This is a genomic window from Streptomyces sp. NPDC088706 (assembly GCF_044752765.1).
Classification (GTDB): Bacteria; Actinomycetota; Actinomycetes; order Streptomycetales; family Streptomycetaceae; genus Streptomyces.
On record NZ_JBIVLW010000026.1, the window covers coordinates 1 to 26,593 of the forward strand.

Below are 26,593 nucleotides of genomic sequence, written 5' to 3' on the forward strand. Positions count from 1 at the left end.
GAAATCGCCGCCGCCCACTGCGCCGGCATCCTCACCCTCACCGACGCCACCAAACTCGTCACCGCCCGCGCCCACCTCATGCAAACCGCACCCCCCGGCGGCACCATGATCGCCATCCAAGCACCACCCCACACCATCCGCCCCCACCTCACCGGCCACGAAAACCACATCGACATCGCCGCCATCAACACCCCCAACAACACCGTCATCTCCGGCACCACCCACACCGCCCAACACATCGCCACCCAACTCCACAACACCGGCCACAAAACCCACACCCTCACCACCTCACACGCCTTCCACAGCCCCCACATGGACGGCATACTCCACCCATACGCCACCACCGCGAAAACCATCACCACCCACCCCCACACCACCCCCCTCATCTCCACCCTCACCGGACAACCCACCACCCACCAAGAACTCCAAAACCCCCACTACTGGACCAGACAACTCCGCCACACCGTCCAATTCGCCGACACCATCCACACCCTCGAAAAACACGGCGTCACCACCTACCTCGAAATAGGACCCGACACCGTCCTCAGCGCACTCGCCGGGGAAACGGCCGGCCCCGGGGCGACCACGATCAGCCTGCTGCGCCGCGAGCGGTCCGAGCCGCACACGCTGGCCGCCGCCCTCGGCGCCCTGCACGCGGCGGGCGTACGGATCGACTGGGACGCGTACTTCGCGGGCACCGGCGCCCGCCGGGTGGAGCTGCCGACGTACGCCTTCCAGCACGAGCGGTACTGGCTGGAGGCGGCCGACGCCCCCGCCGACGCGGCCGGTCTCGGCCTCGCCGCCGCCGGGCATCCGCTGCTCGGCGCCGCCCTGGAACTGGGCGGCGGCGAGGAGAGGGTGTTCACCGGGCGGCTGTCCCGGCACACCGCCGCCTGGCTCGGCGGGCGCTCCGTCGGCGCCACCACGGTACTGCCCGAGGCGGTGCTCGTGGAGCTCGCGGTACGGGCCGGGGACGAGGCGGGCTGCGGTGTGATCGACGAACTGGTCGTCGACGAGGCCTTGGTGCTGCCCGCCGACAGCGGCCTCCAGCTGCAGATCAGGCTCGGCGCCCCCGACGCCGAGGGGCGGCGCGCGCTCACCGTGCACGCGCGGCCCGAGGACGCCGAACTGCCCTGGACCACCCACGCCCACGGCACGCTGAGCGCCTTCGCGGGGCTGCCCGCCGGCCCCGCCCCGTCCGCCGGAACCGCGGCGCAGTGGCCGCCCGCCGGTGCGACCGAGGTCGCCCACGACGCGGTGTACGAGCGGTGCGCGGCGGCCGGGGTGACGTACGCGCCCGCACTCCAGGCGCTCACCGGGCTCTGGAGCAGCGGCGAGGAGTTCTTCGCCGAGCTGCGACTGACCGACGAACTCGGCGCGCAGAGCCCTCTGTTCGGGCTGCACCCGGCGCTGCTCGACGCGGCCCTGCACCCGCTGGCCGCCGTCGTGGGCGGGCCCGTCGCCGCCACCGGGTGGCGGGGGGTGCGGCTGCACGCCACGGGGGCCACCGGGGTACGGGCCCACCTCACGCCCCTGGCCGGGAGCCACCGGGACGCCGACGGCGAGCGGTCCGTCGCCGTGCGGGTGACCGACCTGTCCGGTCACCCGGTCGCCGACATCACCGCCGTGACCGTCCGCCCGGTGGACCCGGCGCGCGTCGCGGTCGGCGCGGCCCGCGACCACGAGGCCCTGTTCCACCTCGACTGGACGCCCGCGCCCCGGCCCCTCGCCCCGGCCGGCGCCCCGGTCCCCGGCACGGTGATCGAGCGGCTGGAGTCCACCGCCCCCGGTGACCCCGTCGCCTCGGTACGCGCGACCACCGAACGGGCCCTGGCCCTCGCCCAGCGGTGGCTGGCCGACGAGGGGCATCCCGACGCCCCGCTGGTCGTCGTCACCTCGGGTGCCGTGGCGACCGAGGCGGGGGCCCCGGTCACCGACCCGGGCGCGGCCGCCGCCTGGGGGCTGCTGCGCTCGGCCCAGTCCGAGGCGCCCGGACGCATCGTCCTGATCGACGCCCCCCGGGACACCGACCCCGCGACGCTGGCCGCCGCCGTGGCCTCCGGCGAGCCCCAGGCCGCGATCCGCGGGGGCACGGTGCTGCTCCCGCGCCTGGTCCGCGCCCGGCGCCCGCGACCGGCGGCCACCGGCGTCCCCGCCGCCCCGTCGTTCACCGCCGGGGGCACCGTCCTGATCACCGGTGGTACCGGGTCGCTGGGTGCGCTCTTCGCCCGGCACCTGGTCGTCCGGCACGGCGTACGCCATCTGCTCCTGGTCAGCCGTCGCGGCGAACAGGCGCCTGGTGCACAGGAGTTGGTGGCCGAGCTCACCGGGCTCGGGGCGAGTGTCACCGTACGGGCCTGCGATGTGTCCGACCGGGCCGAACTGGCCGGGCTCATCGACCGGATTCCCGGGGCGCACCCGCTCACCGGGGTCGTGCACACGGCGGGCATCCTCGACGACGGGCTCGTGCCGGCGATGACGCCCGGGCGGCTGGCGTCGGTGCTGGCCCCGAAGGCGGACGCGGCCTGGCATCTGCACGACCTCACCCGGCACCTCGATGTGACCGCGTTCGTGCTGTTCTCCTCGGTCGCCGCCCTCGTCGGCGGCCCCGGCCAGTCGAACTACGCCGCCGCCAACGCGGCCCTGGACGCCCTGGCCCAGCACCGCGCCGCCGAAGGCCTGCCGGCCACCTCGATCGCCTGGGGCCTGTGGGCCGAGGCGACCGGGCTCACCGGCGGGCTCAGCGAGGCCGACCTCCGGCGCATCGCCCGCAGCGGGCTGCTGCCGGTCGCCACCGAACAGGGCCCGGCGCTGCTGGACCTGGCGCTGCGCAGCGGACGCCCGGACGCCGTGGCCACCCCGCTGGACTTCGGCGCGCTGCGCGAACAGCCGCGCGTGTCACCGGTGTTCGCCTCGCTCGTGCGCCGCACCGTGCGGCCGCTCGCGCGCGGTGAGGCCGCGGGAGGTGCCTCGCTCGGTGAGCTGCTCGCCGGTCTCGAGGACGGGCGGCGGCTGGACGTGGTGCGGGACGCGGTGCTCGAGGAGATCGCCGGGGCGCTCGGCCACACCGACGCCGGGAGCTTCAGCGGCGCGCTGTCCTTCCCGCAACTGGGCCTCGACTCGCTGACCTCGGTGGAGCTGCGCAACCGGCTCGCGGTGCGCACCGGGCTGCGGCTGCCCGCGACGCTGGTCTTCGACCACCCGACGCCGAACGCGCTGGCCGCGTACCTGCTGGCGGAGCTGAGCCCCGGCGGCGAGGGCGGAGGGGCCGCGGCCGGCGTCGACCACACGGCGGACATCCGGCTCGACGACGAGATCCGGCCCGCCGGTGTGGTGGTGCGGACCGTCGAGGAGCCGCGCGAGGTGCTGCTCACGGGGGCCAGCGGCTTCCTCGGGGCGTTCCTGCTGCGCGATCTGATGCGCGGTACCCGGGCCCGTATCCACTGCCTGGTGCGCGGCGCCGACGACACGGCCGCGTACGAGCGGCTGCGGAGCAGTCTGGAGTGGTACCGCGTCTGGGACGAGATCGACCCGGACCGGCTGTCGGTGGTCTCCGGTGACCTGGCCCGGCCGCGGCTCGGCCTGACCGAGGAGGTCTTCGACGGCCTGGCCCGCACGGTGGACGTCGTGCACCACGCGGGCGCCACCGTCCACTGGCTGCACCCCTACGCGGCGCTCCGGGACGCCAACGTCCGGGGCACCGAGGAGATCCTGCGGCTGGCGGCGCGGCACCGCACGGTGCCGGTCCACTACGTGTCCACCGTCGGGGTGTTCGACGGCCCGGTGACGCCGGGCGTGCCGCTGCGGACGACGGACGCGACCGGGCCCGCCGAGGCGCTGCCCAGCGGATACCTCCAGAGCAAGTGGGTGGCCGAGCAGGTGCTCGGCCTCGCCCGGGAGCGCGGCCTGCCGGTGTCGGTGTACCGGGTCGACGTCATCTCCGGCGACCAGGTCAACGGGGCTTGCCAGACACGGGACTTCGTGTGGCTGACGCTCAAGGGTCTGGTGCAGTCCGGCGCGGTGCCGGTGGGCACCGGTGGCCGGTTCCATCTGTTGCCGGTCGACTACGTCAGCGGGGCGATCGTCGCGCTGTCGGGTCTGCCCGCGTCGGACGGCGGAACGTTCCACCTGTTCAACCAGAGCTCGCTGAGCCTGGCGGACTGCGTACGCCGGCTGCGCGGCCTCGGCTACGGGCTGCGGGACCTCGACCACGGCGCGTGGACCGAGGCGGTGCGCTCCGACCGGGACAACGCGCTGCTGCCGCTGCTGCACGCCTTCGAGATGATGACGTCGGACACGGACGGCTTCTACCCGCCGATCGACACCTCGGACACGGAGCTCGCCCTGCGGGGCACCGGCATCAGCTGCCCGCCGCTGACGGATGAACTCTTCGACAAGTACGTCGCGTTCTTCGTCCAGGAAGGACACTTCCCGCCGGCGCCGGCCGCGTAGGCACACGCCGGGAACAGCGGAGGGGGCTGTCGGCCGACAGCCCCCTTGCGGCGTTCTCGCGCCGGTCAGCGGACGCTGCCGTCCCAGCGCCAGCCCGACTGCCGGGGCAGGCCCGGCAGTTCGGCGCGTCCGGTGCACCACAGCAGCGTCTCGACGGGGTCGTGGCCGGTGGGCGCGTGCGGGAACAGCCGCTCCACGACCGGGGCGCAGAGCTCCGCCGGCGGGGTCCAGTCGATGTCGAGTCCCCGTGCGATGTCCCGGCCGTGCACGACCATTTCGAGCACGCCCATGGCGGCGAAGCCGGCCGCGTCGGAGTGCCCGTAGGGGTGCCAGGCGCGCGCCTCGGGCTCGGTGTCACGGACCGTGCCGGCGAGCAGCGTGCCCGCGATCCGGATGCCTTCCAGCGCCGCGGGGGCCGGGGCGTGGGAGTCGATCGAGGAGAAGAGCGTGATGTAGCGGTCGGTCGGCCGGGCGATGAGCAGCCCGGCGTACCCCACGACTCCCAGGGCGATGTGCGACAGGGTCTCGCGGCCGCTCCAGTCGAGGTCCCCCGCCCTGCGGGACCAGTTCTTGTCGGCGCCCTTCTCCAGAACTGCGGTGCTTTCGTCGGCGGCGGAGCGTACGAGGTCGGGCCAGGAAGGATTCATGGAATGGATGGTGCCACAAGTAAATCGGCCGCGCCGCCCGGTCATCCACCGGTAATTGAGCGGTAATTGGGACCGACTGGACCCTGGTTTGCCCATGACCGCCCAATGGGCAAACGCTTACTCCTTTCCCGCGCGCTTTCAGTAGTGTTCCCCGTGCCTGAAGAGTGTCGGCCGCGTGCACCTCTTGTTCGGCAGAACCAACCCCAAGACCGAGGAGCCGCATTGGCTACGAACGACGACCTGGCGTCCGTACTGGAAGCAGTGCGGAGCAGCATTCCCACGCTCCGCGAGAACGGGCTCGCGGGTGAGGAGCAGCGCTGGCTCCCGGAGGAAAACCTGGACCTGCTGGAGAAGGCCGGCGTGTTCCGCATGGCCGTGCCGGCCCGGTTCGGCGGCCTGGACCTGCCGCTGGCCGACCAGGCCAAGGTCATCACCGAGATCGGGCGCGGCTGCCCCGCCACCGCCTGGGTGACGATGGTCTGGGTGAGCAGCACCTGGACCGCCACCCTCTACCCGGACGAGGCGCAGAAGGAGATCTTCGCCCCCGGTTCGGTCCGGATCTCCAGCGCCTTCGCGCCGACCGGCACGGTGGTGGAGACCGAGGGCGGCTACATCCTCAACGGCAGCTGGCGCTTCAACACCGGCTCCCCCGGCGCCCACTGGAACTTCACCGCGGCGATGCTGGAGCGCCCGGACGGCAGCCACGAAGAGGTCATGGCCATCGTCCCGATGGACCAGCTGACCGTCGCCGACGACTGGCACGTCTCGGCGGGCTCGGCCACCGGCAGCGCCACCTCCACCGCCAAGGACGTCTTCGTCCCCGCGCACCATGTCACCCGGTTCGAAGAGGTGATGGTCAGCGCGACGGGCGACCGCTCCAACACCGGTGCGACGGGCCGCAACTACGGCCTGCTCAGCTTCGTGATGGCCGAGTGCGCGGCCGTCTTCATCGGTATCGCCCGCGGCGCGTACGAACTGTTCCTGGAGCGGGTGCCCGGACGTGGCATCACGTACACGGACTGGACCGACCAGAAGCTGCACCCGCTCACCCAGATCCAGGTGGCGACCGCGGCCAACAAGATCGACGCGGCCGAGGCGCTGTCCGAGCGCTGGCTGTCGCTGCTCCAGGAGCGTGCCGACGCCGGTGTGCAGCCGACGGACGCCGAGAAGGCCGTGGTGCGCGGCCAGACCGGTTTCGCGGCACAGCTGGCGAAGGAGGCCGTCGAGATCCTGTTCAACGCGAGCGGCGGCTCGGTGATTCAGCGCAGCGTCCATCTGCAGCGCTTCCACCGCGACATCCAGGGTTTCTCCCTGCACGCGCTGGCACAGGTCGATGTGAATCTGGAGCTCCAGGGCAGGGTGCTCCTCGGTATGGAACCGGGCACCGTCTTCCTCTGATCCCACCCGCGCCACGCTTTCCCGTAACACCCTGTGCGGCTTTACCCACCCTCATTTCTCATCCCGCGCTCCCACCACCCGCATTTTCACCCCGTAGAACAATTGCACTGGAGGATCATTCATGGGCGACAACCGCACCCCGGTGACGGTCATCGGCCTCGGCCTCATGGGACAGGCGCTCGCCGCCGCGTTCCTCAAGGCCGGCCACACGACGACCGTGTGGAACCGTTCGGCCGGCAAGGCCGAGCAGCTCGTCTCGCAGGGCGCGGTGCAGGCCGCCACGCCCGCCGAGGCGGTGGCCGCCGCCGACCTGGTGGTGGTCTGCCTGTCGACGTACGACAACATGCACGACGTGATCGGTTCGCTCGGCGAGTCCCTCCGGGGCAAGACCATCGTGAACCTGACGTCCGGTTCGTCGGACCAGGGCCGCGAGACGGCCGCGTGGGCCGAGAAGCAGGGCGTGGATTACCTGGACGGCGCGATCATGATCACGCCGCCCGGCATCGGCACCGAGACCGCCGTCCTCTTCTACGCCGGTACGCAGAGCGTGTTCGAGAAGTACGAGCCCGCGCTCAAGCTGCTCGGCGGCGGCACCACGTACCTCGGCACCGACCACGGCATGCCCGCGCTGTACGACGTGTCGCTGCTCGGCCTCATGTGGGGCACGCTCAACAGCTTCCTGCACGGTGTCGCCGTGGTGGAGACCGCGGGCGTCGGCGCCCAGCAGTTCCTGCCCTGGGCGCACATGTGGCTCGACGCGATCAAGATGTTCACCACCGACTACGCCGCCCAGATCGACGCCGGCGACGGCAAGTTCCCCGCGAACGACGCCACGCTGGAGACGCACCTGGCCGCGCTCAAGCACCTGGTGCACGAGAGCGAGGCGCTGGGCATCGACGCCGAACTGCCCAAGTACTCCGAGGCGTTGATGGAGCGCGTCATCGCCCAGGGCCACGCCAAGAACAGCTACGCGGCCGTGCTCAAGGCGTACCGCAAGCCCTCGGCGTGAGCTGAGCGGCCACCCGGCCGCACCGTCCGTCCCGGAAGGGGCCGGAGCGTCACCAGCCGCACCGGCCCCTTCCGCACGCCCCGGGCCGCTTGTCCCGTACGCCTCGGGCCACTTGCGCACTCCCGGCCCGGTCGTCCCGGAGCCCCAGCAGTCCCGCCACCGTCCGGTCAACCCCGTCCAGAAGGAGTTCCATGCGTCCGCACGTCGATACCCCCGCGCACAGCACCTCCCGCGGAGTCGGCCGCCGGTCCCTGCTCAAGGCGGCCGGGGCGACGGCGCTCGCCTCGGCGGTCGCCGCGGCCGGTTCGGGAACGGCCCACGCCTCCGAGGACGCCCCCTGGGACGCGATCGTCATCGGCGCCGGGTACGCGGGCGGCACCGTGGCCCGCGAGCTGACGGCACGCGGTCTGTCCACGCTGGTCCTGGAGGCCCGCGACCGGATCGGCGGCCGCGTGTGGACCAGCACGTTCGCCGGCGAGCGCGTCGAACTGGGCGGCGGCTGGTTCGGCCCCGGCCAGCACCTCGTCGAACGCGAGCTCCAGCGCTACTCCGTCGGCACCACCCTGGACATCGCCCCGACCGTCGCCGTCATGCCGGACGGGAACGGCTACCGGAGCGCGGCGCCCGAGGAGACCTTCGGCCGGCTCGGAACCCTGTTCGACGAGTTCTACGCGGGCTCCGCCGAGTACTTCGCACGCCCGCTGGAACCGCTCCACCGCAAGGACCTGCTGGAGACCGTGGACCGCCTCTCGCTGGCGGACCGCATCAAGCAGCTGGACCTCTCCCCCGTGGACCACCAGTGGGTGGCGGGCTCCACCGCGCCCTTCGCGGGCAGCAACGACTGGGGCGGGCTGACCGGCCTGGCGCAGTGGTACCAGCTGGCCGGCGGGACGTACGACGGGTTCCACTCCACCATGAGCCTGCGGCCCGACGGGGGCATGACCTCGGTGCTGTCGGCGATGTTCGCCGAGTCCAAGGCGGCCGTACGCCTCAACTCGCGGGTCACGTCGGTCAGCAGAGCCGGTGGCGGGTGGACGCAGGTGCGTCTCGGCGGCGGACAGACGTACCGCTCGCGGGTGGTGGTCGTCGCCACCCCCGTCAACACCTGGGGGACCATCGCCTTCACGCCGGGCCTGCCGAAGGTGCACACCGACGCGACCCGGGAGGGCGTCGGCGTACCGCACGCCACCAAGCTGTGGCTGCATGTGCGCGGCAGCTCGGACGCGGTGTACGCGCAGTCCGACGAGACCGGCCCGATCCAGCTGCTCCTCCCGCAGCAGGAGCTCCCCGGCGGACGGCTGTACGTCGGCTTCAGCGGCCCCTCGCTCAATGTGTCCGACCGCGCGACGGTGCAGGCGGCCGTGCGCCGCTTCATCCCCGGGGCCACGCTCGTCGGCCACCGGGCGATGGAATGGAGCAAGGACACCTACGCGCGCGGCGGCTGGGGGCTGCGCCGCCCCGGCCAGCTGCTGCGCCAGCTGCCCGCCATCCAGCAGCCGCACGGCCAGGTCGTCTTCGCCGGCTCCGACATAGCGAGCGGCTGGTACGGGGCGTTCGTCGAGGGCGCGATCGAGTCCGGCCTGCGCGCCGCCGACCAGGCGGCGGCCCTGGCGGACTGACGGCGACAGCGGCTCCCCTGCTGGCACCCGGTGCGCGGGAGGGGAGCCGTTCGTACCCGGTCCCGGAGGGGAGCGGTCGCCGTCAGCCCCGGATGCGGGCCCGGCGCGACATCACCGCGCGCAGCACCCGGCGCCCCTCCGTGGACAGGTCCAGGGCTTTGCGCATCCCGGCTCCGCTGCCCGCCGTGCCGGTGGTCTCCGCGAGGATCTCCAGGATGCGGACCTGCCGCTCCAGCTCCCCCGCCACCAGCGGCCCGAGGTCGGCCGCCGCCCCGCCGCGCGCCGCCCTCGGCGGACCGGCCGCGTCCCGCGGGGTGTCCCCGTCCGGGGCGTCGAACCGCCCGTGGATCTCCAGCGCGACCAGCGAGCAGGCGTCCGCCCACTCCCGCAGCGGCGCGGGAGCGAAGTCGGAGGGGGCGGCCCCCAGCATCGCGCGCACCCGTGCCGCCGGTCCGTCGGCGACGGACTCGTGGTCCATCGCCGTACGGACGGCCACCAGGCAGGTGGCCCATTCCCGCCCGCCCTCACAGCTCGCCCAGAGCGGCCGCAGCGGCTCGGCCCCCTCCGGTCCCGCGAGCAGCGGCAGGCAGCGGTCCAGGCAGGCCACGGCACTGGCGGCGAGCGCTCGCTCGTCGGCGCGTCCGATCAGTTCCAGCAGACTCATCGACGTCTCCCTCGGTCTACCACCTACTGCGCCGAATGGCTGAATAGCGTCACTTCGGCGCGGCCGTCACCGATTGAGCGCCCGGAACGGCCGGAGCGGTGACCCGGGGGTGCGCACGCGGCGCGACCTGCTCGGCCCACTCGCCCCGCCCGCCGTGGACGGCCGGGGCGTCAGCCCGCGCTGCCCGTCCGCTCCGCCAGCTCCTGGAACTGCGCCCAGGTCAGCTCCGGCTTCCGCGGGTCCCAGAGCTTCTGGGAGGTGGCGACGAGCGGCATCCTGATGCCGTCGGCGACCTGCTGGGTGGTCTGGGCGTTCGGCAGGTCGCCCCAGACGGCGAACCGGCCGCCGAGGATCTGTGGCGAGTAGCGCTCAGCGACCGGCTCGGTGCCGCGCAGCACCATCGGGGTCCACTGCTCGTAGATCCGCTTGCCGGTCGGGTAGACGAACTGGTTAGGCTCGCCGAGCACGTAGTACAGGAACTCGTCGTTGAGGTTGAGCATCTTGTAGCCCTCGGCGAGGTACTCCTGCGGGGGCCGGGCGCCGATCTCCTTGCCGGTCCAGTACTCGATCTCGATGTTCTTGGCCGCCGTGACCTCCGAGTCCCGGAAGAGGCCGTCGTTCCACGCCTTGGCGGTGCGGCCCTCGGGCTCGACCACCTCGGCCCGGTCGTTCAGCCAGCCGGTGGCGAGGTCCTCGATGGTGGCGCCGGAGCCGTGCTGCTGCTCGGCGGCCCGCTGGAGCTGCGGGTAGGAGGCGGCGGGGTCGCGGACCATCAGCGCCTGGTACTCGTCGGCGCCCAGGTGCCAGTACTTCCCGGGGAACAGGTCGGTGTACTCGTCCAGCAGCTCGTCGATCAGCTTCGCCGACCCCGGCTCGGAGATGTCGATGGACCCCCGGGACTCGACGCCCTGGGTGTTGCGGAGCTGGAGGTCGGGGTGGGCGCGCAGCACCGCTCCGAGGTGTCCGGGCGAGTCGATCTCCGGGACGACCTCGATGTGCAGGCTGTTGGCGAGCCCGACGATGCGGCGGACCTCGTCCTGGCTGAGGGCCTCGTCCGAGACCACCTCGGGGTGGGTCTTCGACTCGATCCGGAAGGCCTGGTCGTCGGAGAAGTGCAGGCCGAGCTGGTTGAGCTTGAGGTCGCCCATCTCGCGTAGGCGGTCCTCGATCCACCCGGCGCTGTAGTGCTTGCGCGCGATGTCGAGGTTGAGCCCGCGCTGCGGCCGGTCGGGCCGGTCGTTGACGACGCCCTCGGGCACGGTCGTGTCCGCCGCGAGGGACTGCTTGAGGGTGCGGGTGCCGTAGAAGACGCCCGACTCGTCGGGACCGGTGATCCGCACCTTCCGGTCGCGGACGGTGAGCGTGTACGACTCGGCGGGCCCCTCGTCCTTCGCGCCGAGCACCAGCTCGACGTCCCCCTCGCGGGGCGCCCGGGCCCCCCGGTAGCGGATCTTCAGCTCCTTGGCGAGCAGCCGGGCCTCGTCGGCGAGCACCTGGCTGCCCTTGGCTATGACGACCGTGCTGTCCTCGCCCGGCCGCCAGCCCGGCCCGCGCGCGGAGGTGTGCTCGCGGACCGCCGGGATGGTGCTCGGCGCGCTGGAGAGCGGGTAGCTGCGGGTGGGCGACGGGGCGGCCGCCGACGCGGAGGTCCCGGACGGCGACGCGGCGTCGCGGGAGGGGTGGCTGCCGGAGCCTTCCGGCCAGACGACGACGGTGAGGACGACGGCGGCCGCGGCTGTGACAGCCGCGCCGGTGACGAGGGCACCACGCGTGGGCGACATCGGTCAGATTCCTCCGGGATAGGGGCCAGGGGACAGATAGGGGGCAGGGACGGGTGAATAGGCTGAAAGGTTGACATTTTTGCTGAAGATCCGCCCATCGAGAACGCGCGGGCGGCGGGTGGGACGCTGGTCACCGCAGGTCAGGCGGTCGTCAAACGTTCCGTAACTCTCCCGTTCGGGTGATTTTCGGCCGATCCCCCGGACGGCCGCCGACCGATCTCGCTAGCGTTGCGGCACATTCGTCTCTCGCCCCACTTCCACCCCGGGAACATCACACTCCCACCCCGACACCGCCCCACTTCCACCCCGCGTACGCCCCGTCGGGCAACCTTGTCGCCCTCCTGCCCCTCTTCAGGGTCACAGATGTCGTTGATTCGAGGAGTCCACGCTGTCCAGGTCCAGCGAGTCCCCCGCCGGCCTGCCCAGGCAGTCCACGCCCCCGGCCGGGCGCTCCGCCATACCCGTCCAGCACCGCCGCCCGCCGCAGGTGAGCGGGGCTCCCGGCGTACCGCCCGCCGACCTGGCGGCCGGTCTCGCCCGCTTCAACGCGGCCCCCTTCGCCACCGCCGAGGCCGCGCTCCTGGAGTGCTGCGGCAGCCGCCGCTGGGCCCACCGGATGGCCGCACACCGCCCCTTCCCGGACCTGGCGTCCCTGCTGGCCGCCTCCGACGAGGCGGGGTACGACCTGGCGCCCCGCGACATCGCGGAGGCGCTCGCCGCCGAGCCCGCCCCCTGCCTGCACCACGACGCACCCCGCGCCGCCCACCTCGCGCTGCGGGCCGCGCACGCGGCGTACGAGAGCAGATTCGGCCATTCCTTCGTGATCTGCCTGGACGCGTGCCCGCCCTCCCAGGCCGTGGACCAGGTCCTGGCCGGCATCCGGGTCAGGCTGACGCACGAGGTGGACGAGGAGCGGGCGGTGACCGCCGACGAGCTGCGGCGACTCGCCCGGAGCCGACTGGTCGAGCTGGTGACCGAGGGCTGGTGACCCCGGCGGCGCCCGGACGGAGAAGGGCCCGGGGCACAGCGTCCGGGAAGGGCGGCTCTAGCCCGTACGTGCCTGTTTGATTGCCACTTTGATCACACCAGAGGCCCCGGCGCGAACGAACCGACAATGCGTCGCTACGATGGCCGGGGCCGGTGGACCGTACCCGGCCGGGTCAGACCGACAGTCAAGCCGGCCGACCCCAATCCCCGCTCCCGGAGGGTTCTTCCGTGCCGGCTGGAACGCTGTACCGCGGCCGGGAAGGCATGTGGTCCTGGGTGGCTCATCGAGTCACCGGTGTCCTCATTTTCTTCTTCCTGTTCGTACATGTCCTGGACACCGCTCTCGTCCGCGTCTCCCCCGAGGCCTACGACGATGTCGTGGCCACGTACAAGACGCCGATCGTCGCGCTCCTCGAATACGGCCTCGTGGCCGCCATTCTCTTCCACGCGCTGAACGGTCTCCGGATCATCGCCGTGGACTTCTGGGCCAAGGGCCCGCGCTTCCAGAAGCAGATGCTCTGGACCGTGCTGGGCATCTGGATCGTGCTGATGGTCGGGGCCCTGTACCCCGTCCTCGGTCACGCCGTACGCGACGTCTTCGGGAGCTGAGGCCCATGTCCAGTGAGACTTCTTCCGCAGCCGCGATCGGCGACGTCGAGGGTGTTGAGCCCGTGCTCCGATTCGACGCCGACCACCCGGCCCCGGTGATCGAGCCCCCGCGCCAGCGGACGGCCAAGACGCCCAAGGGATCGCGCACCAACTTCGAGATGTACGCCTGGCTCTTCATGCGCCTGTCGGGCATCGTCCTGGTCGTCCTCGTCCTCGGCCACCTGCTGATCCAGCTGGTGCTCGACGGCGGTGTCTCCAAGATCGGCTTCGCCTTCGTGGCGGGCCGCTGGGCCTCGCCGTTCTGGCAGGTCTGGGACCTGATGATGCTGTGGCTCGCCATGCTCCACGGCGCCAACGGCCTCCGTACGGTCATCAACGACTACGCCGAACGGGACAAGACCCGCTTCTGGCTGAAGATGCTCCTGTACACCGCCACGGTGTTCACCGTCCTGCTGGGCACGCTGGTGATCTTCACCTTCGACCCGAACATCCGCTAGGCGCCGGGACAGAGGGACCAGAGGAAACCATGCAGATCCACAAGTACGACACCGTCATCGTCGGCGCCGGCGGCGCCGGCATGCGTGCGGCCATCGAGTCGACCAAGCGCAGCCGTACCGCCGTGCTGACGAAGCTCTACCCCACCCGCTCCCACACCGGTGCGGCGCAGGGCGGCATGGCCGCCGCGCTCGCCAACGTGGAGGAGGACAACTGGGAGTGGCACACCTTCGACACGGTCAAGGGCGGCGACTACCTGGTCGACCAGGACGCCGCCGAGATCCTGGCGAAGGAGGCCATCGACGCCGTCCTCGACCTGGAGAAGATGGGCCTGCCGTTCAACCGGACGCCCGAGGGCCGCATCGACCAGCGCCGCTTCGGCGGCCACACCCGCAGCCACGGCGAGGCCCCGGTCCGCCGGTCCTGCTACGCCGCGGACCGCACCGGTCACATGATCCTCCAGACGCTGTACCAGAACTGCGTCAAGGAGGGCGTGGAGTTCTTCAACGAGTTCTACGTCCTGGACCAGCTGATCACCGAGGTCGACGGGGTCAAGAAGTCCGCCGGCGTCGTCGCGTTCGAGCTGGCCACCGGTGAGATCCACGTCTTCCAGGCGAAGTCGGTCATCTACGCCTCCGGCGGCACCGGCAAGTTCTTCAAGGTGACGTCCAACGCGCACACCCTGACCGGTGACGGCCAGGCCGCCTGCTACCGGCGCGGCCTGCCGCTGGAGGACATGGAGTTCTTCCAGTTCCACCCGACGGGCATCTGGCGCATGGGCATCCTGCTGACGGAGGGCGCCCGCGGTGAGGGCGGCATCCTCCGCAACAAGGACGGCGAGCGCTTCATGGAGAAGTACGCGCCCGTCATGAAGGACCTGGCCTCCCGTGACGTCGTCTCGCGCTCCATCTACACCGAGATCCGCGAGGGCCGCGGCTGCGGTCCGGCCGGTGACCACGTCTACCTGGACCTGACGCACCTGCCGCCGGAGCAGCTGGACGCCAAGCTCCCGGACATCACGGAGTTCGCGCGGACCTACCTCGGCATCGAGCCCTACACGGACCCGATCCCGATCCAGCCGACCGCGCACTACGCCATGGGCGGCATCCCGACCAACGTCGAGGGCGAGGTGCTGGCCGACAACACCACCGTCGTCCCGGGCCTGTACGCCGCCGGCGAGGTCGCCTGTGTCTCCGTGCACGGGGCCAACCGTCTGGGCACCAACTCGCTGCTCGACATCAACGTCTTCGGCAAGCGCTCGGGCATCGCCGCCGCCGAGTACGCGGCGAATCACGACTTCGTCGAGCTTCCCGAGAACCCGGCCCAGCTCGTCGCCGACCAGGTGGAGCGGCTGCGCAACTCCACCGGTACCGAGCGTGTCGCCACGCTGCGCCTGGAGCTCCAGGAGTGCATGGACGCCAACGTGATGGTCTTCCGCACCGAGCAGACGATCAAGACGGCGGTCGACAAGATCGCCGAGCTGCGCGAGCGGTACCTCAACGTGTCCATCCAGGACAAGGGCAAGCGGTTCAACACCGACCTGCTGGAGGCCATCGAGCTGGGCAACCTGCTCGACCTGGCCGAGGTCATGGCGGTCTCCGCGCTCGCCCGCAAGGAGTCCCGCGGCGGTCACTACCGCGAGGACTACCCCAACCGCGACGACGTCAACTTCATGCGCCACACCATGGCGTACCGCGAGGTGGCCGCCGACGGCGCCGAGTCGATCCGGCTCGACTACAAGCCGGTCGTGACGACCCGCTACCAGCCGATGGAGCGTAAGTACTGATGGCTACCCCGACCCTGGACAAGACCGACGGGACCCCGAAGCCCGAAGCGGGCTTCGCCGACTCCCCGTTCATCACCGCCACGTTCCGGATCCGCCGCTTCAACCCCGAGGTCTCCGACGAGGTCCAGTGGCAGGACTTCCAGATCGAGATCGACCCGAAGGAGCGCGTCCTCGACGCCCTCCACAAGATCAAGTGGGAGCTCGACGGGACCCTGACGTTCCGCCGTTCCTGCGCGCACGGCATCTGCGGCTCCGACGCGATGCGGATCAACGGCAAGAACAGGCTCGCCTGCAAGACGCTGATCAAGGACATCAACCCGGAGAAGCCGATCATGGTGGAGGCCATAAAGGGCCTCACGGTCCTCAAGGACCTCGTGGTCGACATGGACCCGTTCTTCCAGGCGTACCGCGATGTCATGCCCTTCCTCGTCACCAAGGGGAACGAGCCGACCCGCGAGCGCCTGCAGTCCGCCGAGGACCGCGAGCGGTTCGACGACACCACCAAGTGCATCCTGTGCGCCGCGTGCACGTCCTCGTGCCCGGTGTTCTGGAACGACGGCCAGTACTTCGGCCCGGCGGCGATCGTCAACGCGCACCGCTTCATCTTCGACTCGCGCGACGAGGCCGGCGAGCAGCGTCTGGAGATCCTCAACGACCGTGACGGCGTGTGGCGTTGCCGCACCACGTTCAACTGCACGGACGCCTGCCCGCGTGGCATCGAGGTCACCAAGGCGATCCAGGAGGTGAAGCGCGCGCTCATCACGCGTCGCTTCTGACCCTCCCGGGTCTCCCGGCACCCGCACAGGCCCCGGCCGCTCCGGTCATCACGACCGCGGCGGCCGGGGCCTGTTGCTGCGCCGGGGCGGTGCGGGCGGTACGGTCGTGCGGAGCGGAAAACGCGCAGAGAACGGGGATCCCCATGAGCGAGCCGAATCCGTATGCGGGCGACGCGTACAAGTGGGGTCCTCCCCAGCAGCCCGGCCATCCGCCGACGATGGCCGACGGACAGGGTTACGGGTATCCGGCGCCGGGCGCCACGCCCGCGTACGGCTATCCGCAGCCGCTGCCCGAGTCGGCGACCCAGCCCGGCCCGGGCTACGGCTATCCGAACCCGGCGCAGCCGACGATGCCCGGCCCGTACCTCCCCGCGACCCAGGGCGTGCCCGGCCAGGGCGGCGGAGTCCCGGTCCTGTCGATCGGCGACATCACCGTCATGAGCGACGCGGTCGTCACCCCTTCGGGGACGATGCCGCTCAAGGGTGCGGTCTGGACGGCGACCGACATGTCGCGCACCGAGGAGAAGATCCCGGCGCACGCGATCGTGCTGGCGATCGTCTTCGCCCTGTTCTGCCTGATCGGCCTGCTGTTCCTGCTGATGAAGGAGAAGCGGACCGTCGGCTTCGTCCAGGTGACGGTCACCAGCGGCGGCCGCCACCACGGCACCATGATCCCGGCGATGGGCCCGCACACCTTCCTGGCCGTGATGGGCCAGGTCAACCAGGCCCGCTCGATGAGCGCCTGAGCACCGGGCCCGCCGCCCTCACCGGCGCCCGGCCCTCTCTGGACACCCTTCCGTAGCCCCCTTCTTGAACATGTTCAAGAAGGGGGCTACAGTCATGTCCGCAAACAGTTTTGAACGCGTTCAAAGGCGGGTGGGGTATGGACCTCACTGTTGTCGCGTACCACCTGCGGCCTGGCTCCAGCGGCAGCGCCAGCTGGTCCCGCTGGACCTCCTACCGGCCGGATCGCCCGAGGCGCGGCAGCGGTTCCCGGAGCTGGACCCCGTGTCCACCTACGCCGAGATCACCGTGGTGGGCGACCTGGGCCAGGTCTACCGGGGGACCTCCGCCTGGATCGTCTGCCTGTGGGCGCTGGCGAAGTACCGCTCGAAGGCCCACTGGCTGACCACCCCGGCGGGAGCGCCCTTCGCCCGGGGGACCGTGCTCGCCGCGGCGAGGTACCGGTCGGCGACGGCCGCGCGGTGCGTCCCCGGGCGGGCGTGCACCACCCAGCCGGGCGGCCCGTGGGGCCCCCGTTAACCTTGGGCCCGTGGTGAAGGAAGAGAAGAACGTGCAGGAGAACGGGGCCGTAAGGCCCGCCAGGGCGGGCAAGGCGGCCAAGAGCGAGCAGACCCGCACGCTGATTCTGGTAACGGCGCTCCGGCTCTTCGCCGAGCGGGGGTACGACCGGACGACCATGCGGGCGATCGCGCAGGAGGCGGGCGTCTCCGTCGGGAACGCCTACTACTACTTCTCCTCCAAGGAGCACCTGGTCCAGGGCTTCTACGACCGCATCGCCGGGGAACACGCGGCCGCGGTCCGGCCCGTCCTGGCCGGCGAGAGCGAACTGGCCGACCGGATCAGGGGGGTGCTGCTGGTCTGGCTGGACGTGGCGGAGCCGTACCACCGGTTCGCCGCCCAGTTCTTCAAGAACGCGGCCGATCCGGAGAGTCCGCTCTCCCCCTTCTCCGACGAGTCGGTGGCGGCCCGCGAGGCGGCGGTCTCCATCCACCGGGAGACCCTCGCCGGTTCGAGCACCAGGAGCGATCCCGAACTGGCCCCGCTGCTGCCCGAGCTGCTCTGGCTGATGCAGATGGGCCTGGTGCTGTTCTGGGTGTACGACCGGTCCGGGGGCGCGGAGCGGAGCCGGCGGCTCGTCGAGCGCACCGCGCCGATCGCGGCGCGGGCGATCGCGCTCTCCCGGTTCCGGGTGCTGCGCCCGCTCGTACGGCAGGTCCACGCGGTGCTGGTGGAGTTCATGCCCGGCGCGCCGGCCGGGACGGAGCCCCGGCCGGCCGGCTGACCGGGGTGCCCCGGCGGCCGTCCGCCTGGGCGGCCCGTCAGATCCAGCTGAGTTCCCACAGGCGCCAGAAGCCGGTGCCGTCGGAGAGGTACTGGGACCCGGCCACCTCGGACTTGGCGACGACGTAGTCCTTCTTCTGCCACAGCGGCAGCAGCGGTACGTCCTCGCCCACCAGCCGCTGCATCTCCTTGAAGTCGTTGGAGGTGCGGCCACGGTCGCTGAACTGCTGGGTGGCGGCGATCAGCTGGTCCATCTTCTTGCTGGAGTACCCGCTGTGCAGGACGTTGCCGGTGCCGACGAGCGGCTGGCTGAAGGTGTCGGGGTCCGGGAAGTCGGGGAACCAGCCGACGGTGTACATGTCGTACTCACCGGCCGCGTACTCCTTCTGGTACTTCGTCCACTCCACGGCCTTGACCGAGACCTTGAACAGGCCGTCCTTCTCCAGCTGGCGCCGCAGCTCGGCGGTCTCCTTGGTGTACATGTCGCCCTCGCGGTAGGCGAACTCGACGTCGACCGGGGTCTGCGCGCCGGCCTGCCGGAGCAGCTCCTTGGCGCGCTGGGGATCGGAGGAGGGGTAGGCGTCGAAGAAGGGGGTGCTGTGCCCGATGTAGCCGGTGGGGATCAGCGAGTACAGCGGGTCGACCGTGCCCTGGTAGACCTTGCGGACCAGCGGGCCCCGGTCGAGGAGCGTGGCGACGGCCTGCCGGACCTTCTTGTCGGCGAACGGGGAGTTGTCCCGGACGTTGAAGATGATGTTGCGGATCTCGGCACTGGCCGCCTCGGTCACCCGCACGTCGGGGTCGCCCGGGTTGAGTTCGGCGAGCGTGGCGGAGGGCAGCTGGCGGTGGGCGACGTCCACGTCGCCGCTGTTCCAGGCGGCCAGCAGGTCCTCGGAGGCCGTGAAGTAGCGGATGTCGACCGCGTGGCCGGTCTTCTTGAGCGCGCCCCGGTACTTCGGGTTCGGCACCAGCTCGGCGCGGGCCCCGGGCTCGTACGACTTGAGGACGTACGGGCCGGAGCCGTCGACCTGGTTGCCCTTGCGGAGCTCACCCTGCGGGTACTTGGTCGAGTCCACGATCGCCGCGGCGCCGGTGGCGAGCTTCTGGGGGAAGGTCGCGTCCTTGCCGGACAGGTTGAACGTGATCGTGCGGCCTTCGGTGGCGACGCTGTCGAGCGTCGGGAAGAGGCCCGCGGGGCCGACGTCCGACTTGATCGTGAAGATCCGGTCGAAGGACTTCTTGACGTCCTCGGCGGTGATCTTCCGGCCGTTGGAGAAGGTCAGGTCGTCACGGAGCCTGCACTGGTAGGTCTGGAGCTTCTGCCCGACGAACGCGCAGCTCTCCGCCGCGTCCGGCTCCGGCACGATCGCCCCGGGCTGGAAGGTCATCAGCGACTGGTAGAGGTTGCTGTAGATCGCCCAGGAACCCGCGTCGTACGCCCCGGCCGGGTCCAGGGAGGTCACGATGTCCGAGGTCCCGACCGTGACCGCGCCGTTCCTGCCCTCCCCTGACGGGAGCAGTTGCCAGGCACCCACGCCTGCGATGACCAAAACCGCGAGAATCGCGAGAATCCGTACCCGGACCGACCGCATTGCCGTGCTCTCCCTTACCAGCCCCACTACGGCAGTTGTGCGCTGACACGCATACTGCCGCACGTTCGCGCTCACCCAATCACACGATTTTCACATCTGGAAGAGTAAATGGGGCACTCACAGCCTTTTGTTGGACACGCCCCCCACAGCGTGTCCGAAAAGGCCGTTTCCCCCCTCCCACCTGCGGCTTTCCGTTGCTGACGGTGACGCTACGGTGCGGTATCCATGAAGGTCGCGTGATCACAAGCGGAATGTGCCGGGGCGACGGCAGGACCGGTTCTACGCCTGGCGCGAGGCGAGTTCGACGACGGTGATGTCGGCCGGGGCGCCGACCCGTACCGGCGGACCCCAGGCGCCCGCCCCGCGGGAGACGAACAGCTGGGTGTCGCCGTAGCGCTCGAGCCCGGCGACGGTCGGGTTGGCGAGCTCGGCGAGGTGGTTCCCGGGCCAGAGCTGTCCGCCGTGGGTGTGGCCGGAGAGCTGGAGGTCGACACCGTGCTCGACGGCGTCGTGGATGACGACGGGTTGGTGCGCGAGGAGGACGGCGGCCCGGGAGCGGTCCCGGTCGCCGAGCGCGCGGACGAAGTCGGGGCCCTGGCCCTCGGTCTCCCCCGCCACGTCGTTGACCCCGGCGAGGTCGAAGCCGCCCATCTCCACCCGCGCGTTCTCCAGCGGGACCAGCCCCAGCTCCCGTACGTGGTCGAGCCACTGGGCGGCACCGGAGAAGTACTCGTGGTTGCCGGTGACGAAGAAGCTGCCGTGCCGTGCCCGCAGTCCGGCCAGCGGTTCGGCGGCGGAGCCGAGGTCGGCCACGGACCCGTCGACCAGGTCACCGACGACGGCGACCAGGTCGGGCGAGGTGGAGTTGATCGTGTCGACGATGCGCCGGGTGTGGGCGCGGCCGAGGATCGGGCCGATGTGGATGTCGCTGACCACGGCGATCCGGAAGCCGTGGGCCGCACGGGGCAGTTTGGCGAGCGGCACGGTGACGCGCTTGACGCTCGGCCCGCGCAGCACGCCGTAGGTGCCGTACCCGACGGTGGCGAGCCCGGCGGCGGCAGCGGCGCCGCCGACGACCCGGGAGACGAAGAGCCGCCGGGAGGGGTGGGTGATCGTCGACCCGGTCGCCGGCGGTTCCGGTTCTGCCGGAACAGACGCTTCCGTATCGCTCAACGCTGCCGTCTCGTGGGCCGCTTCCGGTTCCGGTTCGGCGGCCGGCGCGGTGGCGGGAGTCAGATCGGGCGAGGTGGCGGGGCGGGTCGGGCCCGCCGGGATCAGCTCTTCCGTACGGGGACGGGTCCCGCTCGGCGTCGCGGCCACGGGTCCGTCCACCGCCGGATCGGAGGTTCCGGTTCCGGTCGCTCGCCGGGCCGCGGCCACCGCGTCGCGCCGGGCGAGCACCCGGCCGAGGAGCGGGCGGACGACCTCGCCCACCAGCAGCGCCAGCGTCAGGTACAGCAGGGCGGCCAGCCACAGGAACCCCGGCCAGGCCAGCACCTGCTGGAGCCAGAAGGGGGCGCCGATCCGGCCGGAGGTCATGGCTCCCAGGCTCAGCAGGGGCAGCACGAAGGCGGCGACGGTGCCCACCTTGCGCGGTGTGCTGCCCGGTGCCGTCGTGTCGCCGACGAACCGGCGCCACACATAGCGGTGCACGCCGGCGAGCAGCGCCAGCACCACGAGCGCCACCAGGACGAAGACCACAGCTGCCATCCGCGCTTCCCTACGTTCCTGTCGTCATGCGCGCTCGTCGCGCAAAGCCCGGACCCCACGCAACCCGATCGCGCCGACCACCGTCCCCAGAGACAAGGACGTGATGGCGAGCAGCAGGTGGACCCAGAAGTAGCCGGTCGGCTCACCCGCGTCGTCGAACGCGAGCCCGCTGCCGTCCTGCCACAGGTTCTTGACGAAAGTGATCCAGATGAACCAGCTCCACACCCCGAAGACGAGCAGGAACCAGGAGACGGGGCGGCTGAGCTTCATGGATCCAGTATCGCCGCTGCCCTCGGGGCCCCTCGGCCGGGGTGGCGTCCGAAAGGGGCAGTCCCGGCCGTCCCTCCGGCGGGTCAGCCGGTCCGGGTCCGCATCCACATGTTCGCCCTGTACTTTTTCGACCGTGCCTGCTCTGAAAAAGATCACTCTGTCGGTCATCTCCGCCGCCCTGCTGTCCAGTCTTGCCCTCACTCCCGCATCGGCGGCCGACAAGGACAAGAGCGACGACAAGCAGCCCAAACCGCCGAGCACGATGTCGAGCCTCGGCGGGGAGCAGCTCGCCAAGACGGGCCCCCAGGTCAACCTGGGTGCGGGAGCCCCCGTGCTGCCCAAGAAGCTGTCCGGCCGCTCGTGGATCGTCGCGGACGCGGAGAGCGGGGACGTGCTGGCCGCGCACAACGCGCACTGGCGGCTGCCGCCCGCCTCCACCCTGAAGATGCTCTTCGCGGACACGGTCCTGCCCGCCCTCCAGCCCACCACCCTGACCCACACGGTCCAGGACAGCGACCTGGCGGGGGTCGGTGAGGGCAGCAGCCTGGTGGGCGTCAAGGAGGACCACACGTACACGGTCCACGACCTGTGGCTCGGGGTCTTCCTGCGGTCGGGCAACGACGCGGTGCACGTGCTCTCGGAGATGTACGGGGGCATCCCCAAGACGGTGACGGCGATGCAGAAGCACGCCGAGGAGCTCCAGGCACTGGACACCACGGTGGTCTCGCCGGACGGGTACGACGCCCCGGGGCAGGTCTCCAGCGCCTACGACCTGACGCTGATCGCCCGCAGCGGTATGCAGAAGAAGGACTTCCGCGAGTACGCGGCGACCGCCTCCGCCGACTTCCCCGGCGAGAAGAAGAAGGGGAAGCGCGAGAGCTTCGAGATCCAGAACACCAACCGGCTGATCACCGGGGACATCGGCGTGGATCCGTACCAGGGCATCGCGGGCGTCAAGAACGGCTACACGACCCATGCGGGCTCCACGTTCACCGGAGTCGCCGAGCGCGGCGGCCGGGTGCTGCTGGTGACCGTCATGAACCCGTCGGCCGAGGAGAGCCACGCCGTCTACAAGGAGGCCGCGCACCTGCTCGACTGGGGCTTCGCCGCGAGCGGCAAGGTGCGGCCGGTCGGCCAGCTGGTGCCGCCGAAGTCCGTGGCCACCGGGAACGCGAACGGCGGGAAGGGCGCGCAGCCGGCCGCCGGGGCGGACCAGGGCTCCGCTGGCCAGGCGAAGGCCACTCACGCCTCGGCGACCCAGGACTCCGGCGGGGTCGGGGTCGCGCTGGGGATCGTAGCCGGGGTGCTGGTGGTGCTGGCGGCCGGGGTGTTCCTGGTCAACCGGCGCTGGCCGGTGCCCGGTCTGAGCCGGCGCCCCCCGCGCGACTGACCTCCTAGGACGCCCGGCTGGAGCCGCCCGTGACCGCCTCGGTGGCCTCCTCCGCCCCGGCCTCCTCCGGCCGGTGCTCGTCCTTGGACCGGGTCGCGGTCCACGCGGCGCAGAACAGCAGCAGCTTCGCGGTGAAGTTGATCCACAGGAGCAGGGCGATCGGCACGCCGAACGCACCGTACATGCTCTTGCCCGCGACGCCCTTCATATAGCTGCCGAGCAGCAGCTTGAGCAGTTCGAAGCCGACCGCGCCGGTCAGGGCCGCGACCACCAGCCGACGCCGGGGCGGCTCGACCCCGGGCAGCAGGGACAGCAGGTAGAGCAGCAGCAGGAAGTCGGCGAGGACCGCCACCACCAGGGCGGCCACCTGGAGCAGGACGCCCCCCGCGCCGCCCTCGGGGATGCCGATCCGGTCGGCGGTCCACGCGACGGCCGTCGAACCGACCGTGGACACCGCCAGGGTGGCGAGCCCGGCTCCGCCGAGGCCGATCAGCAGCACGGCGTCCTTGACCTTGGCGACGACCGGGTTGGCCTCCTGGACGTCGTCCAGCTCCCAGACCGCGCGCAGGCACTCGCGCATCGAGCCGATCCAGCCGATGCCGGTGAACAGCAGCAGCGCCCCGGCCACCAGGCCGACCGTGCCGGCGTTGGCCACCAGGGCGTCGATGCCGAGCTGGTCGGAGATCCCCGGCACCTGGTCGGCGAGCTCGTCCTTGATGGTGTCCAGCTGCTTGTCGGAGAGCAGCGCGGCCGCGATCGCCGCGCCGACCGCGATCAGCGGGAAGAGCGCCAGGAAACTGATGAAGGTGATCGCGGCGGCGAGCCGGGTCCAGTGGACCTTCTCCAGCCGCTCGTAGGAGCGCCAGGCGTGCGTCTCCATCAGCCGGGAGACGAGGGGCCCGACGACGGGGAGCTTCTTGAGCCAGTCCATGAACGTACGCGTACCCTCCTGGGCCCGGAAAACCGGCGGACCGCACCGAGGACTCTCCCGGACGCGTCCTGGAGAACGACGCCCTCTCCCGGTGACACTCGCTCCATCACCCATTCCGGTGAGCGGTGTAACAAAGGGGACGAATAGGTTTTCCCGGACGACGGGCCCGGGGCTACGGTCACGGGCATGTCCGTCGACACGGTGTCCTTGACCGGCTGGGGCCGCACCGCCCCGACCACCGCCGTACGGTTTCGCCCCCGTACGTACGAGGAGGCGGCTGCCGTGGTCCGGGGCCGCGGGCCCCGGGGCGCCATCGCCCGGGGGTTCGGGCGGGCGCCGGGGGACGCGGCGCAGAACGCGGGCGGCTCGGTGCTCGACCTGACCGGCCTGGACCGGGTACGCGGTCTGGACGAGTCGGCGGGGACGGTCCGCTGCGACGCGGGGGTGAGCCTGGAGCGGCTGCTGCGGATCCTGTTGCCGCGCGGCTGGTTCCTGCCGGTCGTGCCGGGGAGCGGCCGGATCACCGTGGGCGGCGCGATCGCCTCCGACGTGCACGGCCGCGACCACCCGGGCGTCGGCTCCCTCGCCCGGCACGTCGGCGCGTTGGAGCTCCTCACCGCCGACGGCGAGGTGCGTACGGTGACGCCCGGCAGCGCCCTCTTCGACGCGACCACCGGCGGGCTTGGGCTGACCGGGGTGATCCTCTCCGCCACCCTCCGCCTGAAGCGCGTGGCGACCCCGCTGATCGCCGTCACCACCGAGCGCGCCACGGACCTGGACGATCTGCTGGCCCGCTTCGGCGCCGGTGGCGGCCGGCTGCCGTACGCCTCCGCGTGGATCGACCTGCTGGCCCGCGGCCGGGCGACCGGCCGCGGTGTCCTCATCCGGGGGGAGCACGCGCCCCCCTCTGTGCCGCCGGCGCACGCCCGGCGCACGAGGCGCTCCCCGGGTGCAGCTGGTCACGGCCGGCCCGACCCCTGGCCGGCCCTGCCGACCCTCCCCGGCGGGCTGCTGGGCCCGGCCACCGTCGCCCTCCTCAACGAGATCCGCTACCGGAGTGCGCGCCGCTCCCGGACCGGTGAGCTGCGCACCGCCGCCGCCTTCTTCCACCCCCTGGACGCCCTCCCCGACGCCAGTCGGCTGTACGGCCGCGCCGGACTGGTGCGCTACCGGTTCACGGTCGGCCACGGGCAGGAGGAGGCGCTGCACCGCGTGGTGCGGCGGATCTCGGCGCGGCGGTGTCCCGCGTTCCGGGCCGAGCTCCAGCGGTTCGGTACCCCGGACCCGGGGTGGCTGTCGTTCCCTGCCCCCGGCTGGACGCTCGCCCTCGACCTGCCCGCCGCGCTGCCCGGCCTCGGCCGCTTCCTGGACGGACTCGACGCGGAGGTGGCGGCGGCCGGGGGCCGGGTCTGCCTGGCGCAGGACTCCCGGATGCGCCCGGAGGCGGCGGCCGCGATGTACCCGCGGCTCGGGGAGTTCCGGGAGCTGCGGGCGGAGCTGGACCCGACGGGGGCGTTCCGCTCGGACCTGGCCCGCCGGCTCGGCCTGTGACGGGGACCCCTCCCGTAACCGCGCCGCCCTCCGCGTACCCACGCCCTCGCCCCCCGTACCCACGCCCGCCCCTCGCCCCCGTATCCACGCCCTCCCCTCGCCCCCGTAATCACGCCCTCCCCTGAACAGGAGCGTTCCGTGAAGGACGCCTTCGGTGCCCCGCAGTCCCTGCTCGTCCTCGGCGGCACCTCCGAGATCGCCCTGGCCACCGCGCGCCGCCTGATCGCCCTGCGCACCCGCCGGGTGTGGCTGGCCGGGCGCCCCTCCCCCGCCCTGGAAGCGGCCGCCGCCGAGCTGCGTGACCGGGGCGCCGAGGTGCGGACGGTCGCCTTCGACGCGCTGGACTCCGCCGCGCACGAGGAGGTGCTGGGCAAGGTCTTCGCGGAGGGCGACATCGATGTGGTGCTGCTGGCGTTCGGGATCGCGGGCGATCAGACGCGCGACGAGGAGGAGCCGATGGCCGCGGTCCGGGTCGCCCAGACCAACTACACGGGGGCGGTCTCGGCGGGGCTGGTGTGCGCGGGCGCACTCCAGGCGCAGGGTCATGGTTCGCTGGTGGTGCTGTCCTCGGTGGCCGGGGAGCGTGCCCGGCGGGCCGACTTCATCTACGGCTCCAGCAAGGCGGGGCTCGACGCCTTCGCCCAGGGGCTCGGGGACGCGCTCCAGGGCACCGGCGTGCAGGTGATGGTCGTGCGCCCCGGCACCGTACGGACGCGGGCCACGGCCGGGCAGCCGGAGCAGCCGCTCGCCACCACGCCGGAGGCGGTCGCCGGGGCGATCGTGACGGGGCTGCGGCGGCGCTCGGAGACGGTGTGGGTGCCCGGTTCGCTCCGGGTGGTGATGTCGGCGTTGCGGCACGTCCCGCGCCCGCTGTTCCGGCGGCTGCCGGTGTGATCAACGG

At 71.8% G+C, this 26,593-nt stretch carries 22 protein-coding genes; 15 read left to right on the forward strand and 7 right to left on the reverse strand.

All coding sequences use genetic code 11. From position 1 onward, the window contains the following. On the forward strand, positions 1-4,452 hold a 4,452-nt coding region (locus tag ACIQAK_RS31685; RefSeq protein ID WP_366390922.1), incomplete at its 5' end, for a thioester reductase domain-containing protein. 65 nt (positions 4,453-4,517) lie between these two features. On the opposite strand, the gene ACIQAK_RS31690 is transcribed toward ACIQAK_RS31685, so the two are convergent. Continuing rightward, positions 4,518-5,099 carry a maleylpyruvate isomerase N-terminal domain-containing protein gene (locus ACIQAK_RS31690; RefSeq protein ID WP_366390921.1) on the reverse strand — a complete coding sequence of 194 codons (582 nt, stop codon included), beginning with the start codon at positions 5,097-5,099 and terminating at the stop codon, positions 4,518-4,520. Between the two features lie 222 nt (positions 5,100-5,321). On the opposite strand from ACIQAK_RS31690, the gene ACIQAK_RS31695 reads away from it, so the two are divergent. The 3 genes from ACIQAK_RS31695 (at position 5,322) to ACIQAK_RS31705 (ending at position 9,125) form a co-directional block, all read left to right on the forward strand. Beyond that, the gene (locus tag ACIQAK_RS31695) at positions 5,322-6,497 is read left to right on the forward strand and encodes an acyl-CoA dehydrogenase family protein (RefSeq protein WP_366390920.1); all 1,176 of its coding nucleotides are present in this window, start codon (positions 5,322-5,324) and stop codon (positions 6,495-6,497) included. A gap of 121 nt (positions 6,498-6,618) precedes the next feature. Beyond that, positions 6,619-7,506 carry an NAD(P)-binding domain-containing protein gene (locus tag ACIQAK_RS31700; RefSeq protein ID WP_366390919.1) on the forward strand — a complete coding sequence of 296 codons (888 nt, stop codon included), beginning with the start codon at positions 6,619-6,621 and terminating at the stop codon, positions 7,504-7,506. 191 nt (positions 7,507-7,697) lie between these two features. Continuing rightward, positions 7,698-9,125 carry an NAD(P)/FAD-dependent oxidoreductase gene (locus ACIQAK_RS31705; protein WP_366390918.1) on the forward strand — a complete coding sequence of 476 codons (1,428 nt, stop codon included), beginning with the start codon at positions 7,698-7,700 and terminating at the stop codon, positions 9,123-9,125. Positions 9,126-9,207: 82 nt separating this feature from the next. Here ACIQAK_RS31705 and ACIQAK_RS31710 read toward each other — a convergent pair whose 3' ends face one another. Continuing rightward, a complete protein-coding gene (locus ACIQAK_RS31710; protein ID WP_366390917.1) occupies positions 9,208-9,789 on the reverse strand; it encodes a hypothetical protein in 582 nt (193 codons plus the stop codon). A 170-nt stretch (positions 9,790-9,959) separates the two neighbouring features. After that, complete coding sequence (locus ACIQAK_RS31715; protein WP_366390916.1) at positions 9,960-11,570, reverse strand: family 20 glycosylhydrolase; 1,611 nt, start codon at positions 11,568-11,570, stop codon at positions 9,960-9,962. A gap of 457 nt (positions 11,571-12,027) precedes the next feature. Here ACIQAK_RS31715 and ACIQAK_RS31720 point away from each other — a divergent pair, with 457 nt between their 5' ends. The 8 genes from ACIQAK_RS31720 to ACIQAK_RS31755 all read left to right on the forward strand — a co-directional run bounded on the left by ACIQAK_RS31720 (position 12,028) and on the right by ACIQAK_RS31755 (position 18,249). Continuing rightward, entirely contained in the window at positions 12,028-12,558 is a 531-nt protein-coding gene (locus ACIQAK_RS31720; RefSeq protein ID WP_401365666.1) for a 2-oxo-4-hydroxy-4-carboxy-5-ureidoimidazoline decarboxylase, read from the forward strand. Positions 12,559-12,785: 227 nt separating this feature from the next. Beyond that, on the forward strand, positions 12,786-13,166 hold the full coding sequence (gene sdhC, locus ACIQAK_RS31725; RefSeq protein ID WP_010058610.1) for a succinate dehydrogenase, cytochrome b556 subunit: 381 nt from the start codon (positions 12,786-12,788) through the stop codon (positions 13,164-13,166). Between the two features lie 5 nt (positions 13,167-13,171). Continuing rightward, positions 13,172-13,663, forward strand: coding sequence for a succinate dehydrogenase hydrophobic membrane anchor subunit (locus ACIQAK_RS31730; RefSeq protein WP_366390914.1), 492 nt, complete (start codon positions 13,172-13,174; stop codon positions 13,661-13,663). Positions 13,664-13,692: 29 nt separating this feature from the next. Next, on the forward strand, positions 13,693-15,447 hold the full coding sequence (gene sdhA / locus ACIQAK_RS31735) for a succinate dehydrogenase flavoprotein subunit (RefSeq protein WP_366390913.1): 1,755 nt from the start codon (positions 13,693-13,695) through the stop codon (positions 15,445-15,447). Next, positions 15,447-16,223, forward strand: a complete 777-nt coding sequence (locus tag ACIQAK_RS31740; protein ID WP_366390912.1) for a succinate dehydrogenase iron-sulfur subunit — start codon at positions 15,447-15,449, stop codon at positions 16,221-16,223. The genes sdhA and ACIQAK_RS31740 overlap by 1 nt, the downstream gene beginning before the upstream one ends. A 143-nt stretch (positions 16,224-16,366) precedes the next feature. Continuing rightward, a complete protein-coding gene (locus ACIQAK_RS31745) occupies positions 16,367-16,969 on the forward strand; it encodes a hypothetical protein (RefSeq protein ID WP_366390911.1) in 603 nt (200 codons plus the stop codon). Between the two features lie 94 nt (positions 16,970-17,063). After that, positions 17,064-17,486, forward strand: a complete 423-nt coding sequence (locus ACIQAK_RS31750; RefSeq protein WP_401849564.1) for a hypothetical protein — start codon at positions 17,064-17,066, stop codon at positions 17,484-17,486. Between the two features lie 10 nt (positions 17,487-17,496). Further along, the gene (locus ACIQAK_RS31755) at positions 17,497-18,249 is read left to right on the forward strand and encodes a TetR family transcriptional regulator (protein WP_366390909.1); all 753 of its coding nucleotides are present in this window, start codon (positions 17,497-17,499) and stop codon (positions 18,247-18,249) included. A 37-nt stretch (positions 18,250-18,286) separates the two neighbouring features. Here the strand turns inward: ACIQAK_RS31755 and ACIQAK_RS31760 are convergent, their stop codons facing one another. The 3 genes from ACIQAK_RS31760 to ACIQAK_RS31770 form a co-directional block, all read right to left on the reverse strand. Continuing rightward, a complete protein-coding gene (locus ACIQAK_RS31760; RefSeq protein ID WP_366390908.1) occupies positions 18,287-19,840 on the reverse strand; it encodes an ABC transporter substrate-binding protein in 1,554 nt (517 codons plus the stop codon). 279 nt (positions 19,841-20,119) lie between these two features. Next, on the reverse strand, positions 20,120-21,541 hold the full coding sequence (locus tag ACIQAK_RS31765) for a metallophosphoesterase (RefSeq protein WP_366390932.1): 1,422 nt from the start codon (positions 21,539-21,541) through the stop codon (positions 20,120-20,122). A gap of 33 nt (positions 21,542-21,574) precedes the next feature. Further along, a complete protein-coding gene (locus ACIQAK_RS31770; RefSeq protein WP_237527540.1) occupies positions 21,575-21,820 on the reverse strand; it encodes an SCO4848 family membrane protein in 246 nt (81 codons plus the stop codon). A 133-nt stretch (positions 21,821-21,953) separates the two neighbouring features. On the opposite strand from ACIQAK_RS31770, the gene ACIQAK_RS31775 reads away from it, so the two are divergent. Further along, positions 21,954-23,210: a D-alanyl-D-alanine carboxypeptidase gene (locus ACIQAK_RS31775; RefSeq protein ID WP_366390907.1), complete on the forward strand. Its 1,257-nt coding sequence runs from the start codon at positions 21,954-21,956 to the stop codon at positions 23,208-23,210. A gap of 4 nt (positions 23,211-23,214) precedes the next feature. On the opposite strand, the gene ACIQAK_RS31780 is transcribed toward ACIQAK_RS31775, so the two are convergent. Then, positions 23,215-24,141, reverse strand: a complete 927-nt coding sequence (locus ACIQAK_RS31780; RefSeq protein ID WP_366390906.1) for a YihY/virulence factor BrkB family protein — start codon at positions 24,139-24,141, stop codon at positions 23,215-23,217. A gap of 186 nt (positions 24,142-24,327) precedes the next feature. On the opposite strand from ACIQAK_RS31780, the gene ACIQAK_RS31785 reads away from it, so the two are divergent. Together ACIQAK_RS31785 and ACIQAK_RS31790 are read left to right on the forward strand one after the other, a co-directional pair. Continuing rightward, positions 24,328-25,692 (forward strand): FAD-binding oxidoreductase, encoded by a 1,365-nt coding sequence (locus tag ACIQAK_RS31785; RefSeq protein WP_366390905.1) that lies wholly within the window; start codon positions 24,328-24,330, stop codon positions 25,690-25,692. A gap of 138 nt (positions 25,693-25,830) precedes the next feature. Then, a complete protein-coding gene (locus ACIQAK_RS31790; RefSeq protein WP_366390904.1) occupies positions 25,831-26,586 on the forward strand; it encodes a decaprenylphospho-beta-D-erythro-pentofuranosid-2-ulose 2-reductase in 756 nt (251 codons plus the stop codon). Positions 26,587-26,593 lie beyond the last annotated feature (7 nt).

What these genes read in the sequence shown, in the direction of transcription:
- ACIQAK_RS31760 (WP_366390908.1), bottom strand. Translation starts at nt 19,840, where the DNA reads ATGCGGTCGGTCCGGGTACGGATTCTCGCGATTCTCGCGGTTTTGGTC.
- ACIQAK_RS31785 (WP_366390905.1), top strand. Translation starts at nt 24,328, where the DNA reads ATGTCCGTCGACACGGTGTCCTTGACCGGCTGGGGCCGCACCGCCCCG.
- ACIQAK_RS31770 (WP_237527540.1), bottom strand. Translation starts at nt 21,820, where the DNA reads ATGAAGCTCAGCCGCCCCGTCTCCTGGTTCCTGCTCGTCTTCGGGGTG.
- ACIQAK_RS31780 (WP_366390906.1), bottom strand. Translation starts at nt 24,141, where the DNA reads ATGGACTGGCTCAAGAAGCTCCCCGTCGTCGGGCCCCTCGTCTCCCGG.
- ACIQAK_RS31705 (WP_366390918.1), top strand. Translation starts at nt 7,698, where the DNA reads ATGCGTCCGCACGTCGATACCCCCGCGCACAGCACCTCCCGCGGAGTC.
- ACIQAK_RS31740 (WP_366390912.1), top strand. Translation starts at nt 15,447, where the DNA reads ATGGCTACCCCGACCCTGGACAAGACCGACGGGACCCCGAAGCCCGAA.
- ACIQAK_RS31750 (WP_401849564.1), top strand. Translation starts at nt 17,064, where the DNA reads ATGTCCGCAAACAGTTTTGAACGCGTTCAAAGGCGGGTGGGGTATGGA.
- ACIQAK_RS31745 (WP_366390911.1), top strand. Translation starts at nt 16,367, where the DNA reads ATGAGCGAGCCGAATCCGTATGCGGGCGACGCGTACAAGTGGGGTCCT.
- ACIQAK_RS31715 (WP_366390916.1), bottom strand. Translation starts at nt 11,570, where the DNA reads ATGTCGCCCACGCGTGGTGCCCTCGTCACCGGCGCGGCTGTCACAGCC.
- ACIQAK_RS31730 (WP_366390914.1), top strand. Translation starts at nt 13,172, where the DNA reads ATGTCCAGTGAGACTTCTTCCGCAGCCGCGATCGGCGACGTCGAGGGT.
- ACIQAK_RS31710 (WP_366390917.1), bottom strand. Translation starts at nt 9,789, where the DNA reads ATGAGTCTGCTGGAACTGATCGGACGCGCCGACGAGCGAGCGCTCGCC.
- sdhA (WP_366390913.1), top strand. Translation starts at nt 13,693, where the DNA reads ATGCAGATCCACAAGTACGACACCGTCATCGTCGGCGCCGGCGGCGCC.
- ACIQAK_RS31700 (WP_366390919.1), top strand. Translation starts at nt 6,619, where the DNA reads ATGGGCGACAACCGCACCCCGGTGACGGTCATCGGCCTCGGCCTCATG.
- ACIQAK_RS31690 (WP_366390921.1), bottom strand. Translation starts at nt 5,099, where the DNA reads ATGAATCCTTCCTGGCCCGACCTCGTACGCTCCGCCGCCGACGAAAGC.